The following is a 15,470-nucleotide window of genomic DNA, read 5'->3' on the forward strand; positions in this document are numbered from 1 at the left end:
CCAGGCATATTAACAGGAGAGACATTTTGAACGCATTACTCTACGGGCTGGTGGTGGTTATCTGGGGTACCACATGGATTGCTATCTTTTTACAACAGGGGCCCGTTGCCGCGCCGGTGTCAATTTTCTGGCGTTTTGCCGTCGCCAGCGTCACCATGCTGACAATTTTGCTGATTACCCGCCGTCTGCGCCCGCTGGCAATGCGCGATCATCTGTTTTGCATGCTGCAAGGCTGCTGCGTCTTTTGCTTTAACTTCTGGTGTTTTTATACCGCCGCGGCGCATATCAATACCGGCCTTGAGTCGGTGATCTTTTCGATGGCGGTATTATTTAACGCGATCAACAGCTTTATTTTCTTCCGCCAGCAGCCGCCGGGGCGCTTTTGGCTGGCGGCGGCGCTGGGGCTCGCCGGAATCGTCACCCTCTTCTGGGACGATCTCCTCGCCAATGGTCTGAACGCGTCGCTACTGTGGGGAATCGGCCTGAGCGCCCTGGGAACGTACGGTTTTTCATTGGGCAATATGCTGAGTATTCGCCACCAGCGCCGCGGGCTTGAGACATTGACCACCAATAGCTGGGCCATGTTTTACGGCACGCTGGTGATGGGCGCGATCGCGCTGCTGCGCGGCGATAACTTTATGCCACAGTGGACCTGGAGTTATATGGGCGCCCTGCTGTATCTGGCGTTGTTCGGTTCGGTGATCGCCTTTGGCGCTTATTTCACCCTGGTAGGACGTATCGGCGCCAGTAAAGCGGCCTATAGCACGCTGCTTTTCCCGCTGGTGGCATTAACTATCTCCACCTTCTATGAAGGTTACATCTGGCATAGTAACGCGGTGATAGGTCTTGCGTTAATACTGGTAGGAAATCTGGTGATGTTCGCCCGCCCCGAGCAGCTATTTATGCGCCGCCGGCTGGCCTGATAATAAGCCCGTCAGGCATCGCGCCAGACGGGCTTAACGCATCAATTACTTCTGCGACGGGTCGAATTTCACCGCGTCGATCGCCATGTCATCAATCACCTGCTTCAACGTATCAGCGGTTAGCGGCGTGCTCTCATTAGACAGCGTTTTACCTTCGCCCTTACGCACAACCTTAATAACCGGCTTATTAGTCTTCGCGTCGATCAGTTCGCCTTCGAAGTAGAGATTCGTGTCCATCGTGCGATGGCCGGTTGCCGCCTGGGTACCCGCGACAATCATCGCCACCGGAATCACTTCATAGAACTGCAGCCCTTCTTTGCTGGTATCAACACCGGTGATTGCGCCGCGGAAAATCAGGCTGCGCGGGCCGGCCGTGGTCGCCAACGGCTTACGTTCGCTGATGGCCTGTTTCATCTGCTTGTTGGTGTAATTAAGGATGTCCTGCAGAGCTTTCTCCCCTACCTGGGTCGTTGGTTTCGGCACCGGATAGTAGGTGATTGGACGGTAGACGACGTTGTCATAGTTGCTCGGATTGTAGTCCGGGGAGATCCAGCGCAGTTCTGGTTTGCCGGAAGCCGAAGTGGTCTCTTTTAACTTAGAATAATCTTTTAAGAACCCGGAATACTGCTCCGGTTGCGCCAGTTTGGCTGCACAACCAGTTAATGCCAGTAGCCCGGCCAGAGCGGCTACTTTAAATAACATTTTTGTACGCATGGATGATCCCTGTAAATGCAGTTTGTCGGCAAGGTTTATAACAAACTTTCACGCTTAGTTTTGTGACAAAAATGGTGGTCCGTCAACTCCTTGCAAAAAATAAATCCGCCAATGCGGCGGATTTATTTACGATGCTTATTTTACGTCCACCTGATAAAAAATATGCTTCCCAAACGGGTCGATTTCATACCCGATCACCGATTTATTAACCGGCTCAAAAATAGTTGAGTGCGCAATCATCACGGCCGGCATTTGATCGTGCATCATCTGCTGCGCCTGTTTATACAAGGCTTCTCGTTGCGGCCTGTCGGTGATGGTTTTGGCTTCGGCGATAATTTTATCAAACGGCGCGTAGCACCATTTCGCCGAATTAGAACCGCCGTTGGCCGACTGGCAGGTAAATAATGGGCCAAAGAAGTTATCCGGGTCGCCGGTCGCGGTAGTCCAGCCCATTAACGCCGCCTGATGCTCGCCGTCTTTCACCCGCTTAAGGTATTCGCCCCATTCATAGGTGGTGATTTTGGTCTGCACGCCGATTTTAGCCCAATCGGCCTGGATCATTTCCGCCATTCGTTTCGCATTTGGGTTATAAGGACGCTGAACCGGCATCGCCCACAGGTCGATGGTAATGGGGCTCTTCACGCCGGATTCACGCAGCAGCGCTTTGGCTTTTTCCAGGTCCCAGCTGTAATCTTGCAGATCGGCATCGGCACTCCAGACGCCAGGCGGCAGCAGGTTTTTCGCTACTGTCCCGGTACCGTGGAACACCGCGTCGATAATTGCCGGTTTATTGATCGCCATGGCCAACGCCTGGCGCACCTTAACGTTATCCAGCGGCGCTTTCTGGGTGTTGAAGGCGAGGAAACCGGTATTAAGCCCGGCTTTGCTCATCAGATTGATCTGCGGGTTCTTTTTCATCCGCGGTAAATCGGCGGGATTGGGGAATGGCATGACCTGACACTCATTTTTCTCAAGCTTAGCGTAACGCACCGAGGCATCAGGCGTAATACTAAATACTAAACGATCGATTTTCGCTTTTCCCTGCCAGTAATCAGGAAATGCGGTAAACAAGATCCGCGAATCTTTTTGGTATTGCGCCAGCTTGAAAGGCCCGGTGCCGATGGGATCCATATCGACGCGCTGCGGGGTTCCGGCTTTCAGCATCGCATCGGCATATTCCGCAGAGAGGATTGAAGCAAAATACCAACCGAGGTCAGCGACAAAAGGCGCCTCGGGGTGCGCGAGGGTAAAACGCACCGTATATTCATCCGGTTTATCAATTGCGGTAATTAACGAACCAAACTCCAGGCTTTCAAAATTGGAGTAGTTGCCATTAGAGACATTATGATAAGGGTTATTCGGATCTTTTTGCCGCATAAAGGAAAAAATAACGTCATCGGCATTAAAATCACGGGTCGGTTTAAAATACTTATTACTTTGGAATTTAACGCCCTTGCGTAAGTGGAATGTATAAACTTTACCATCTTCGCTCACCTCCCAACTTTCTGCCAGGCTGGGCTGCAATTCCGTGGTGCCAACTTTAAAGTCCACCAGCCGGTTATATATCGGTACCGCGCTGGCATCGACGCTGGTCCCGGAAGTATAAAGCTGCGGATTAAAGTTTTCCGGCGAGCCTTCAGAGCAATAAACCAGTGTTTTCGCATTCACAGCGGAACTCACCGCTAATGCCGCTATCGTCAGAGCTATTGAAGTAGATGTGCGTTGCATGCGTTTCCCTTTTCATTTTTTGACTAATGAATAGCTTTTTGTTTTATTGCCCATAGATAACACTAAAGCCAGATTGCAAACACCCGAAATAATAAATTAAGAAGGAATCACTATGGCCTCGCCCTTAACCAGACAATTAACCCAGCGCTTCTTTCGCTATCTGGCTATCACCAGCCAAAGCGATCCACGAGCAACCACGTTACCCACGACGCCCGGACAACATCAGATGGCGCAGGCGTTAGCCGACGAGCTACGTCAGTTTGGCCTTGACGATATCGTTGTCGACGAGCATGCGACCGTGACGGCGGTAAAAAAAGGCACCGTCCCCGGGGCGCCGCGGATCGGCTTTATCACGCATATTGATACCGTTGATGTCGGGCTGTCGCCGGATATTCATCCGCAAATTCTGCGATTTACTGGTGAAGATCTCTGTCTTAATTCGGAACAGCAAATCTGGCTGCGGGTTGACGAGCATCCGGAAATCCTGGCCTATCGTGATGAAGAGATTATTTTCAGCGACGGCACCAGCGTACTGGGCGCCGATAACAAAGCGGCGGTGACCGTTGTCATGACGCTGCTGGAAAACCTGACCGCCGAACATAAGCATGGCGATATCGTCGTGGCGTTCGTCCCGGACGAAGAAGTGGGTCTTCGCGGGGCAAAAGCGCTGGATCTCTCGCGTTTCGCCGTCGATTTTGCCTGGACCATCGACTGCTGCGAGCTGGGCGAGCTCGTTTATGAAAACTTCAACGCCGCCTCTGCGGAGATACGGTTTACCGGCGTCACGGCACATCCGATGTCCGCCAAAGGCGTATTGGTCAACCCGCTGTTAATGGCTACCGACTTTATGAGCTATTTCGACCGCCAGCAGACGCCGGAGCACACCGCCGGGCGCGAAGGCTACGTGTGGTTTAACGGTATTCATGGCGACCAGAACAGCACACGGTTGCAGGCCAACATTCGCGATTTCGATCTGGACAGTTTTAACCGCCGCAAACAACAGATTGGCGAAGTGGCGGAGAAAATCGCCGCCCAGTATCCCACTGCCAGAGTTGAATTCACGATAAGCGATACTTACAGCAATATCAGCAACGCCATTGGAGAAGACCGCCGGGCTATTGACCTGATGTTCACCGCGATGGAAAGCCTCGGTATAACGCCAAAACCCACGCCGATGCGCGGCGGTACCGACGGCGCAGCGCTATCGGCAAAGGGTCTGCTGACGCCGAACTTCTTCACCGGCGCGCATAATTTCCATTCGAAATTCGAATTTTTGCCGCTGCGCGCCTTTGAGGCCTCCTATCTAACCGCCCTGCAGCTGTGCCTGCTGGCGGCGGATTAAGCCGGTTTACGCGCCAGCATCGTGGCGAAGCGTAGCTTGATGCGGTTGCCGCTGGCGTCGGTGCGGTGCAGTTCGCCGACGTCTTCGTTGTACTTGAGGAGCTGCCAGCCAGCATAATAGTCACGCAGTTCTTCAGGTTTGAAGGCGAACGGGAAGCCCACGGTACAGGGGTAATCTTCGGTATCCATGGCGGCAACAATCAGGTTATAGCCGCCAGGCTTCGTGCAGCGCTGCATGTTGGCGATAAGACCAGGGATGGTTTTGGCTTCCAGGAACATCATCACCACGGTAGAAAGAATAAAATCATACTCGCCATCAAAGCTCAGCGTATTCAGGTTCTTAATCGCCGTCTGCAGGTTCTCCAGCCCTTCAGCCTGACGAATGTTCTCCAGATTATCGATACTCATGGGATTTTTATCCCACGCCGTGACGTTGTAACCTTTCGCTGCCAGATACAGGCTGTTTCGTCCATTGCCGCAACCAAGGTCGAGCGTCTGCCCCGGCTGCATCAGCGAGGCGGCATACACCACTTCTGAGTGGGTGCGCGTCAGGCCATATTTTTCAGTAAAGTAGTTTTCGTCACGAGTCGTCATGATTAATCCTTGTTTGGCAATAAAGTGTCACGGTCTACGCGAATGAACAGTTTACCTCGCACCAGCAGCAGAAAGGTACGCAGCAGCAGCAGGCCGATAATCAGGTTGCTAAAAATAAATAAGGGGATCGCCAGCGTATGGAAAAAACCGTGCGGCTGACCGTGCCCCAAATGCAGGCCGGTGGTCGCCAGTGCGGAAATCCCGAACGAGAAGCTCCAGAATGAAGCATTAAACGGCTGCTGCAGATACCACGGCATCAGGCGCAGCATAAACAGCAATTGCAGCAGACCGTAACCAAACAGCATTTTGGCAAACGTATCGGCTTCACCGCCGTTGACGCTGAGCCACGCGCTACAGGCCACCAGCGCCGGCGCCAGTTGGATGCCCAACGATGTCCGCAACGCCGCCGGTAGCTCGCCGTTGCTGCGCATCCGCTGCAGGATAACCGGCTCCAGGCTGAGCCAGGAAAAGACGCCAGCGCCGAGAAACGCCAGTCCGGCATCATTAAACCCCAGCGCGCCGCAGGCCATGGCGCTGATAAAATTGTTGGCGACGGTCGGCAGATATAAACCGGGCGTCGTTGCCTCTTGCGGATGTTTACCCCGCCACAGCCCCGCGCTCTGCCAGGCCGCATAGCAAAGCTGCAGCGTAACGCCCGCAGCAAATAACGCCAGCGATAACGGTCGGTACCAGGGGACAAAGCCGATTGCCACCAACAGCGTTGTCGCCGGGAGCAAACTGACAAAACTGCTGGCCACCGGATGACGCATCTCCTGCAGCACGCTCCACGGGAAACGAATCGCCCGTGCAATAAACGCTAACATCAATAGCGCCCAGATCCCCGTCGCCAGCACCACCAGCGCATCGCCAATAAGCATGCTCACCGGCCAGAGAGTGCTCGCATAGCGCCAGGCGAACCCCATGCCGATAATTCCCAGCACCATACCAAAATAGCCAGCAGGTAGATTCAGCACCTGGCCGCTCGCTGCGTTTTTATTCATTTTAATTAAACTTTCAATTTAATTTGAAGTTGCATTTTAAAGGAACCTTATAAAACGCGCTACGGAGATTTTTGCTATGTTTGTGTTAACCAACGGTAAAGAGAAATACTGATGAAGAAATATCGTCTGAGCGACCACGTCCGCCTGTATCAGTTTGAAGAAGACGGGATTAAACATAGCGTAACTCTGCGGCAAATCGTGGCGCTGATTGATTTCTCAGACGTTAAGGCGGGTAGCGAAGGCGGCTGGCTCGATGATGAAGCCGCGTTAAGCCAGGGCGGCGACTGCTGGATTTATGATGCCAACAGCGTTGTCTTCGCTGGCGCGCGCGTTGACGACAACGCCCGCCTGACCGGCACCTGCGTAATAAGCCACGGGGCGACAATTAGCGATAACGCCTGGCTTGATAACGTTCAGGCAAGTCACGGCGCCAGAATAAGTGACAACGTCACAATAAAGCATTCACAAATTCGGGGCGTCTGTCGAATCGCCGACCAGGCGCGTATTCTCCCCCACTGTCTGGTGATTGCCGCTCAGGGACTCACCTCTGATACCGATAAAGTGCTGCAAATTTATCAGCGCGCTACGGTTAGCGCCTCACGGATTGTTCACCAGGCGCAAATTTACGGCGATGCCGTGGTTGAGCACGCTTTTGTTGAACACCGTGCCGAAGTGTTCGATAACGCGCGTATTGAAGGTAATGAAGATAACGACGTATGGATATGTGACAACGCCCGGGTCTACGATTGCGCGCGGCTGGTCGCCGGGCGCGGCGAGGATCAGATCCCAACCCTGCGCTACAGTTCCCAGGTGGGCGAAAACGCCGTGGTCGTAGGCAACTGCTTGTTAAAACATCGTGTGATGGTCGGCGGGCACGCCCATCTTCTCGGCGGCCCCATTCTGCTGGATGACGAGGTCCTTATCGAAGGGCACGCGACGATTCGAGGCGATGTGATTATCGAACATCAGGTAGAAATCTGCGGTAACGCCTGTATCGAAGCGCTGGAGGGTGACAGAATTCATCTTCGCGGGCGCAAAATCGTCAGCGGCGACGAGCATATCACCCGCACACCGCTGCTGGGTTCGTTATAGCCGATTATTGCGGGTCGATAATCCGCGCGTAGATATTCTGATCGTCATACGCGCCATTTAAAAACTCGGCCTGCTTCAGACAACCTTCCAGTTCGAAACCATTACGCAGCGCCACCTGATTACTGCGCTGGTTGGCGACCCGGCATTTAATCACGAAACGGCGCACGACGCCCGTTTGCGCATAATGATGGATAAATGCCTGTAACGCCTGCGACAACAGTCCCTGCCCCTGATGGCTTTGATCGATCCAGTAACCGATATAGGCCGTCTTGTTCAATGGTTCAATCTGGTTAAATGACAGAACGCCGATCATCTGCCCCTGTAAAAACAGCAGGAACATTTTTGCATAACCGCGCTGGTGCAGCATCACGTTTCCCTGCACGTGGCGCCGGGTTTCATCTTCACTCAGCACCTCCGCAGGCCAGCTTAACGTATGCTGCAGCCAATTACGGTTTTTGAGCACCAGTTGATGTAGCTCACTGACGTAACGTTCGTCAACCGCACGCAGCTCCAGCTGTTCGTTGACCGGGATAGTTTCGATGGTGGGGCTGTTTTCGCCAGTCATGACAATATCTCACTGATAAACAACAACGCCCGCAGTAGCGCACCGCGGGCGGGTAGCGACGGCCTGGGTTATTTCATAATCCGGTCATCAACGTAGTTACGCCGATCCGCCGCTGGCGGGAAGTACTGATACAGCCAGGTTTCGCTGATAGCGTCGCCGCGACAGCGCAGGAACATGCGCATCTCCACCGGATCGGTGGAATCTGAAGTCGGATACCAGTCAAAGAGAATACGATAGCCGTCAAACGGCTCGACGTAGAGGATCTCTACCTGCTTAGCCTCGCCGCTGGAGAGCGTAATCACCGGCTCAATACCTTTCGGCGCCGCAGCTTTCAGGTCGCCGCCGACAAAGTCGATGGCGAAACGACGCGCCCATTTGTCCGGATAGTGTTCCCCCGGCGCCCATCCTTCCGGGAATCCGCCCATTCCGGTGCGTGTCGCCAGCACTCGCGCCAGCGGCGAGCGCACCGGCGGCTGCGCGCTCCAGTACAAGCGGTAGCTAAAGTCCAGTTCATCACCCGCTTTTACCGGTTTTTCCGGCTGCCAGAAGCAGACGATATTATCCAACGTTTCACCGGTGGTCGGGATTTCCATCAGGCTAACGGCGCCTTTACCCCACTGATTACGTGGCTCCACCCACAGGCTCGGGCGCTTGTTATACCAGCCCATCACGTCCTGATAATGACTGAAATCGCGATCCAGCTGCAGCAGGCCAAAACCTTTCGGGTTTTTATCCTGGAACGCGTTGAACTGCAGCTTTTGCGGATTATTCAGCGGACGGCAAATCCACTCGCCGTTGCCGCGCCACATCGACAGGCGGTCAGAATCGTGGATTTGCGGGTGGATGGTATCGCACATCCGGCGCTCGTTATTACCGCAGCTGAACATGCTGGTCATTGGCGCAATACCCAACTGCTTAATGTCCTTGCGCGCATAGAGATGATTTTCGACATCCATGATCACCTGCGTTTCCTGGCAATTCACGGTGAACTTATAGGCGCCGGTGACGCTCGGACTATCGAGCAGCGCGTAGACGGTGAACACCGTCGCGCCAGGTTTGACGGTTTCAAACCAGAATGACGTGAAATCCGGGAACTCTTCCGGCGTATCGGTAAAGGTGTCGACGGCAAGACCGCGCGCCGACAGGCCGTACTGATAAGTGCTGTCGACCGCGCGGAAGTAGCTGGCGCCCAGGAAAGCGACGATATCGCGGCGCGCCAGTTCAGGCGCCTTAAACACGCGAAAACCGGCGAAACCGAGATCGGTCTGCCCTTCCAGCTGTTTGGTATCAACGCCGGCGTCGTTGTACTGGAACAGCTCCGGACGGAAGTGTATCTCCCGCGCCTGCTGAGACTGGGAGTCCAGCGAGAACATACGCACCCGGCGGCGGAAACCCATACCAACATGGAAAAACTGGATATCCAGCTTGCGCTCTTCAACGTTATTCCACAGCGAATGCGCCGCATCATACTGGATGCTGTTATAGGCCTGAGGGGTCAGATTCGCCAGCGTCGGCGGCAGGTCGCGCGGCGCTCCGCCCCACGGCTGGCGGGCTAAGTCATGAGCCATCGCCTGCAGCACGGAAAAGTCAAAGCGGCGCGTCTGACCATCGGCGATAGCGGAATCCGCGGCGAAAGCCGCTTTAGTGAATAACGAGGCGACTCCTGACGTTCCGCATACGGCGGCAACAGCCATGGATGATTTAAGAAAACGTCTGCGGTTCATGCCTGGAAAAGCGTCCTTTTTAAGAGTTCGACGGATACGCAACGTTGCAAACATCTGCGTCGTGAATTCCGCTCACTCTAGACAAAAATGATTGATAATCCAATTGTTGGCAGGCGAAAAGCATGAAAAAAAAGATGTCCACCGGAACAGACTGAATAACCGCCATACGATCGCTATCGCTGACCTGTTTTGGCGAACACACACTGATCCGATACCTACCCATTTTTACCCGCGTTTTGTTTATTTTCAGCACGAACAGGATAAATTTTCATCACACCAGGTGTAATCTCTATTCTCCAGGGAAAATGTCAGGAGTATCTAATGAAAGTAAAAGCCGCCGTGACGTTGGGTTATCAACAGCCATTCAGCATTAAAAATATTCAGGTTAGCGCCCCTAAAAAAGACGAAGTGATGGTAAAAATTGTCGCTACCGGCGTCTGTCATACCGACGCGGTGATCCGCGATAACGCCGGGATCCTGCCGATGCCGGCCATTCTGGGCCACGAAGGCGCAGGTATCGTGGTTAACGTCGGTGATGCCGTTCGTGGGGTCGAAATTGGCGATCATGTAGTACTGAGCTACGCCGCCTGCCATCGCTGCGAAAACTGCCTCACCAACCATCCTTCCGCGTGCGAAAGTTTCAATGACTTAAACTTTGGTGGACGCTTAGACGATGGCTCCACCCCATATCGTCTTGATGATCAAGAATTATCCGTTTTCTTTGGCCAATCTTCGTTTAGTCAGTATGTGGTCACCAAAGCGACGAATGCTATTGTTGTCGACCGTGAAGTCGAACTATCGCTTCTTGGTCCGCTGGGTTGCGGAATTCAAACCGGTAGCGGCACGGTGTTGAATCGACTAAAACCGGTGGCCGGGGAATCGCTGGTGGTATTCGGCTGCGGCGCGGTTGGTTTAAGCGCCATTATGGCCGCAAAGCTCACCGGCTGTAGCCAAATCATCGCCGTCGATATTCATGCCAATCGCCTTGAGCTGGCACGTGAACTCGGCGCAACCCACGTGATCGATGGCAAACAGGAAGATAGCGTTGCGGTCATTCGCCAACTGACCGGCAAAGGGGCGCACTACGCCATCGAAACGACCGGCGTCGCCGCCATCGTCCTGCAGGCGATCCACGCGATTAAGCCGTTAGGCACGGTGGCGGTCATCGGCTTTACCGGCGATATCACCTTTAATGTGCAAAACGATCTGATGGCGGAAGGTAAATCATTGATTGGAGTCATTGAAGGCGACGCCGTACCGCAGCTATTTATTCCGCAGCTGGTACAGTTTTATAAACAAGGGAAATTCCCCATTGATAAGCTTATCGAGTTCTATCCGCTCGAAGAGATTAATCAGGCTTTCGCAGATTCAGCTTCCGGTAAAGTCATCAAACCGGTGGTATTGATGTAATGCGGGCGGCTCTTTGCCTTGCAAAGAGCCGCAAATAAAGATTATTTCACACTAACGTCGATACCGGGGAAGTACTTCGCCGCCAGACGGGTGATAGTGCCGTCAGCGCGCACTTTATCAATTGCGGCGTCGAGCTGTTTTTTGGTCGCCTCATCGCCCTTGCGCAAGCCGTAGCCAATACCACTACCCAGAATCGTATCATCAGCCACCGGCTTACCGATAAAGCCGAATCCTTTACCCTGAGGCTTACTGAGGAACCCGGCCTGGCCGGCGGCAGACATCACCAGCGAGGCGTCGATACGGCCGTTAAGCAGATCGGCCCACGCCATGTTCTGGTCTTTGTAGGAAACCACCGTGACGCCGTGTTTTTCCCAGTGCTCCTTGGCAAAGGTCTCCTGAATCGAGCCCTGTAGCACGCCGATGGTTTTGCCCTTCAGCCCTTCCGGCGTCGCCTGCATACCGCTGTCGGCCTTGCCCACCAGTTGTGAAGGAATACGGTAGATCGGCTGGGTGAAATCAATACTCTTGCGCCGCTGTTCGGTAATGTTCATCGCCGAATTAATCGCGTCGAATTTCTTCGCTACCAGCCCCGGAATGAGGGCATCAAAGGAAGTTTCGACCCAACTGCACTTCAACTGCGCGGCCTGACAAATCGCGTTGCCGAGGTCAATATCAAAACCCTGCAACTCCCCTGCCGGATTGCGGCTTTCGAACGGCGGATATTCCGCCTCCACGCCGTAGCGTAACTCGCTGGCGGCAAAGCTTGAAACGGTACACAGCATTCCCAAAGCAAGAGTTAGGGCTTTTATTTTCATCATCTGGCTCCTTAACGCGGCTTAACGCGGCACAGCGCCTGGGCGCCGGCCCGCAATGTGGCTTCATCTTTGGCAAAAGAGAGCCGAATCAGTTTGTTATCAGTGCCATCGGTATAAAATGCCGATAGCGGAATCGTGGCGACGCCGTATTCGGTAATCAGCCGCTTAACCATCTCACTGTCATGCTCATCGCTGAAATGGCGATAGTCCGCCAGCATGAAGAAAGAGCCGGCGCTCGGCAATAAACGGAACGGCGAGTCTTGCAGCAGTTGCTGGAGCAAATCACGCTTTTGCTGATAAAAAGCGGCCAGCGACAGCCATGAAGCCGGATTCTGCATATGCTCTGCGAAAGCGTACTGCATCGGCGTATCGGCAGAAAACATAAGGAACTGATGTACCTTGCAGATCTCATCCATCAGCGCCGCCGGCGCCACGCAGTAGCCAACGCGCCAGCCGGTCACGTGGTAAGTCTTACCGAAGGAAGAGATAATCACGCTGCGTTCCGCCAGCTGCGGATGGGTTGCCATGCCGTGATGCTTTTCGCCGTCGAAGACTACGTGCTCGTAGACTTCGTCGGACAAAACCACGATATCGGTATTGCGGATCAGCATCGCCAGTTGATTAAGGTCGTTGGCGGATAATACCTGGCCGCTTGGATTATGCGGCGTATTAATGATGATCATCCGCGTCCGCGGGGTAATCGCGGCGCGCACCTCGTCCCAGTTAATCGCAAAATCCGGCACGGTGAGCTTAATCGCCACCGGCGTCGCGCCTTGCAGACGCACTATCGGGGCGTAGCTATCAAACGAAGGCTCAAAGTAAATCACCTCGTCGCCAGCATGCACCAGCCCGGCAATGGCGGAATAGATCCCCTGGCTGGCGCTGGCGGTAACCAACACTTCGTTATCGACATCATATTGCGTGCCATATAACGTAGCGATTTTGTCAGCGATACGCTCTTTTAAAGCCCGCAGACCGGTCATTGGCGCGTATTGGTTATGTCCGGCGTTCATCGCCTGCGTCACGCCGGCCACCAGCTGTGGGTCGCAGGCAAAATTAGGCGCGCCCTGAGAGAGATTAATCGCATTATGCTGCGCTGAAAGCTGGCCGATAACGGTAAAAATCGTGGTGCCGACATCCGGCAATTTCGAGCGAGTGGTGACCGAAGCACTAAGAGCCATGATTAATCCTTTCTCGTTTTATTTGCATATCCATTCAAACCAAAGCGCCTTCAGGCGACAAGCGAATTGTTATCATAAGAGCTATGCATTCCGATCATGGCTCTCAGGACGCCTTTAAAACATGACAGGGCTAACACTCAGGGTATAAACCACAATTTTAGTATGCCTTATGCTATTCAATTCTTTATAATCCCCAGCGGTTCTAAGGCTACTGACCGCCTTAGAGAAATTTAGAATATATCTCTTTCCGGCATTTCAGGTGCTGAATGGGGCAAGAGGCAAATCATATGTTTATTACGTCAGCGTATATCGCGTTATTTTTAATCGCATCATGGGGACTTTTTAAACTCGACCAAAAAAGCAACTCGTTATCAAAAAGCGTTTTTATCGCAATCTTTCTCGGCGCCCTTCTCGGATTATCACTCCATTTCATTGCCAACGAACAACGTAAAACGGTCATTGACTGGTACAGTATCGTCGGCAACGGCTATGTTAATTTGCTGAAACTTGTCGCCGTACCGCTGATTTTTATTTCAATTTTGTCAGCGATTAACAAACTCGAAAATAGCGCCGGTATTGGCCGAATGTCCCTAACCATTGTTGCCTGCATGCTGTGCCTGGTAATGATTGCGGGTTGGGTCGGCCTGTTTACCGCTAACCTGATCGGTCTCGACGCCAGCGCATTCAGCCATATGCAATCGACGCTGACCGCCGAAGACGTCAGCAAAACCGCAGCCGTTTCGCTACCCCTACTGGTCACTTCGCTGATCCCGACAAATATTTTTCTCGACCTGACCGGCGCGCGCAGCGTATCGGTTATCGGCATCGTCATCTTTACCTTGCTGGCCGGCGTGGCGTTATTAAAGGTGAAAAAAGAGGCGCCGGAGGAAGGTCAAAAATTAAGTAGCGGGATTAACGCGATTCAAATTTGGGTGATGAAGATGGTGCGTATCGTCATTGCGCTGACGCCATACGGTGTCCTCGCACTGATGGCAAAAGTCTTTTCAACCTATCAGCTAGCGCAATTCACCAGCCTGCTAGGCTTTATCGCCGCCTGTTATCTGGCAGTCGCCATGATGTTTATCGTGCATGCGATTCTGCTGACTATTAGCGGTCAAAATCCTCTGCGCTACTTTAAAACGGTGTGGCCGGTGCTTACCTTCGCCTTTGTTTCCCGCAGCAGCGCGGCTTCGATTCCATTAGCGATTACCGCACAGGAAAAATTCGGCGTGCCGAATACCATCGCCAACATTGCCGCCTCCTTTGGTTCCAGTATGGGGCAAAACGGCTGCGCCGGGATCTATCCGGCCATCATGGTGGCCATGATCGCGCCAACGCTGGGTATCGACCCACTGTCGTTCTCGTTTTTAGCAAGCTTACTTCCGGCTATCGCTCTGGGCTCAATTGGCGTCGCAGGCGTCGGCGGCGGCGGGACATTTGCGGCGTTGATTGTCCTGTCTACGCTCAACTTCCCGGTGGCGCTGGTCGGCATTTTTATCGCCATTGAGCCAATTGTCGATATGGCGCGTACCGCGCTGAATGTGAATGGGTCGATGATGTCGGGCGTACTGGCGACGCGGCTATTGAAAAATCAACGTGCAAAGTCGCGCCCTGTCGCCTCGATGAGTGAATAATCCCGTCTGATTGAAGCGGCGGCCAGGCCTGAAAACTGGCCGCCAGCTGCTTATTTCTTGCTCAGCAGGTTAAAGCTGGTCATCAGGTTACGGTAATCCGGAATGTGGTTGGAGAACAGGGTTCCCAATCCTTCGATATCATTGCGCCAGTCGCGGTGCAACTCACAGGCCACGCCAAACCACGACATTAACTGCACGCCCGCCTGCGACATACGATCCCACGCGGCATCACGGGTGATCGGGTTAAAAGTACCGGACGCATCGGTCACCACAAAGACGTCGAATCCCTCTTCAATCGCCGACAGCGCCGGGAAGGCCACGCAGACTTCAGTGACGACACCGGCAATAATCAGCTGTTTCTTACCGGTGGCTTTTACCGCGTTAACGAAATCTTCGTTATCCCAGGCGTTAATATTGCCGGGACGAGCGATATAAGGGGCGTCAGGGAACTGTTCTTTCAGTTCCGGCACCAGCGGACCATTAGGGCCATTCTCAAAACTGGTGGTCAGAATAGTCGGTAGTTTAAAGTATTTAGCCAGATCGCTGAGGGCCAGGACATTGTTCTTGAATTTATCCGGCTCGATATCACGAACCAGTGACAGCAGCCCGGTCTGGTGGTCAACCAGTAATACTGCCGCATCATTTTTATCCAGACGAACGTAAGGTTTAGACATGATGGCTCCTTTTATACACATCAACTAATCGGTGAGAGACGTTGTATCAACGAGACTAATAATAGTGTAAGCAC

Annotated in this window: 14 protein-coding genes; 5 read left to right on the forward strand and 9 right to left on the reverse strand. The window is 53.3% G+C overall.

Translation table 11 applies throughout. The features are described 5' to 3' along the window. The first annotated feature begins 26 nt into the window (after nucleotides 1-26). Nucleotides 27-923 carry a DMT family transporter gene (locus PGS10_RS02460; RefSeq protein WP_047048775.1) on the forward strand — a complete coding sequence of 299 codons (897 nt, stop codon included), beginning with the start codon at nucleotides 27-29 and terminating at the stop codon, nucleotides 921-923. Nucleotides 924-968: 45 nt separating this feature from the next. Here PGS10_RS02460 and PGS10_RS02465 read toward each other — a convergent pair whose 3' ends face one another. Together PGS10_RS02465 and PGS10_RS02470 are read right to left on the reverse strand one after the other, a co-directional pair. Continuing rightward, nucleotides 969-1,637 carry a DUF3313 domain-containing protein gene (locus tag PGS10_RS02465; protein ID WP_316422370.1) on the reverse strand — a complete coding sequence of 223 codons (669 nt, stop codon included), beginning with the start codon at nucleotides 1,635-1,637 and terminating at the stop codon, nucleotides 969-971. Nucleotides 1,638-1,772: 135 nt separating this feature from the next. Then, on the reverse strand, nucleotides 1,773-3,365 hold the full coding sequence (locus PGS10_RS02470; protein ID WP_316422371.1) for an ABC transporter substrate-binding protein: 1,593 nt from the start codon (nucleotides 3,363-3,365) through the stop codon (nucleotides 1,773-1,775). A gap of 112 nt (nucleotides 3,366-3,477) precedes the next feature. On the opposite strand from PGS10_RS02470, the gene pepT reads away from it, so the two are divergent. Continuing rightward, nucleotides 3,478-4,707 carry a peptidase T gene (pepT, locus tag PGS10_RS02475; RefSeq protein ID WP_315710654.1) on the forward strand — a complete coding sequence of 410 codons (1,230 nt, stop codon included), beginning with the start codon at nucleotides 3,478-3,480 and terminating at the stop codon, nucleotides 4,705-4,707. Here the strand turns inward: pepT and tehB are convergent. Beyond that, nucleotides 4,704-5,300 carry a tellurite resistance methyltransferase TehB gene (tehB, locus tag PGS10_RS02480; protein ID WP_047048785.1) on the reverse strand — a complete coding sequence of 199 codons (597 nt, stop codon included), beginning with the start codon at nucleotides 5,298-5,300 and terminating at the stop codon, nucleotides 4,704-4,706. The genes pepT and tehB overlap by 4 nt on opposite strands. A 2-nt stretch (nucleotides 5,301-5,302) precedes the next feature. Continuing rightward, nucleotides 5,303-6,301 carry a dicarboxylate transporter/tellurite-resistance protein TehA gene (gene tehA, locus PGS10_RS02485; protein WP_316422372.1) on the reverse strand — a complete coding sequence of 333 codons (999 nt, stop codon included), beginning with the start codon at nucleotides 6,299-6,301 and terminating at the stop codon, nucleotides 5,303-5,305. Between the two features lie 111 nt (nucleotides 6,302-6,412). Here tehA and ydcK point away from each other — a divergent pair, with 111 nt between their 5' ends. Further along, on the forward strand, nucleotides 6,413-7,393 hold the full coding sequence (gene ydcK, locus PGS10_RS02490; RefSeq protein ID WP_316422373.1) for a YdcK family protein: 981 nt from the start codon (nucleotides 6,413-6,415) through the stop codon (nucleotides 7,391-7,393). 4 nt (nucleotides 7,394-7,397) lie between these two features. Here ydcK and rimL read toward each other — a convergent pair whose 3' ends face one another. Then, a complete protein-coding gene (gene rimL, locus PGS10_RS02495; RefSeq protein WP_045393973.1) occupies nucleotides 7,398-7,958 on the reverse strand; it encodes a 50S ribosomal protein L7/L12-serine acetyltransferase in 561 nt (186 codons plus the stop codon). A gap of 68 nt (nucleotides 7,959-8,026) precedes the next feature. After that, nucleotides 8,027-9,682: a glucan biosynthesis protein D gene (locus tag PGS10_RS02500; protein ID WP_045393970.1), complete on the reverse strand. Its 1,656-nt coding sequence runs from the start codon at nucleotides 9,680-9,682 to the stop codon at nucleotides 8,027-8,029. Nucleotides 9,683-10,003: 321 nt separating this feature from the next. On the opposite strand from PGS10_RS02500, the gene PGS10_RS02505 reads away from it, so the two are divergent. Next, on the forward strand, nucleotides 10,004-11,092 hold the full coding sequence (locus PGS10_RS02505) for an NAD(P)-dependent alcohol dehydrogenase (RefSeq protein ID WP_047048799.1): 1,089 nt from the start codon (nucleotides 10,004-10,006) through the stop codon (nucleotides 11,090-11,092). A gap of 41 nt (nucleotides 11,093-11,133) precedes the next feature. Here the strand turns inward: PGS10_RS02505 and PGS10_RS02510 are convergent, their stop codons facing one another. Beyond that, nucleotides 11,134-11,907 (reverse strand): ABC transporter substrate-binding protein, encoded by a 774-nt coding sequence (locus PGS10_RS02510; protein ID WP_015366384.1) that lies wholly within the window; start codon nucleotides 11,905-11,907, stop codon nucleotides 11,134-11,136. 11 nt (nucleotides 11,908-11,918) lie between these two features. Then, the gene (locus PGS10_RS02515; RefSeq protein WP_045393965.1) at nucleotides 11,919-13,088 is read right to left on the reverse strand and encodes a pyridoxal phosphate-dependent aminotransferase; all 1,170 of its coding nucleotides are present in this window, start codon (nucleotides 13,086-13,088) and stop codon (nucleotides 11,919-11,921) included. Nucleotides 13,089-13,375: 287 nt separating this feature from the next. Here PGS10_RS02515 and PGS10_RS02520 point away from each other — a divergent pair, with 287 nt between their 5' ends. After that, a complete protein-coding gene (locus PGS10_RS02520; protein WP_316422375.1) occupies nucleotides 13,376-14,722 on the forward strand; it encodes a cation:dicarboxylate symporter family transporter in 1,347 nt (448 codons plus the stop codon). Nucleotides 14,723-14,772: 50 nt separating this feature from the next. On the opposite strand, the gene ycaC is transcribed toward PGS10_RS02520, so the two are convergent. Then, nucleotides 14,773-15,396, reverse strand: a complete 624-nt coding sequence (ycaC, locus tag PGS10_RS02525; RefSeq protein ID WP_015366381.1) for an isochorismate family cysteine hydrolase YcaC — start codon at nucleotides 15,394-15,396, stop codon at nucleotides 14,773-14,775. Nucleotides 15,397-15,470 lie beyond the last annotated feature (74 nt).

The organism is Klebsiella sp. 141153, assembly GCF_032601995.1.
GTDB lineage: Bacteria > Pseudomonadota > Gammaproteobacteria > Enterobacterales > Enterobacteriaceae > Klebsiella > Klebsiella aerogenes.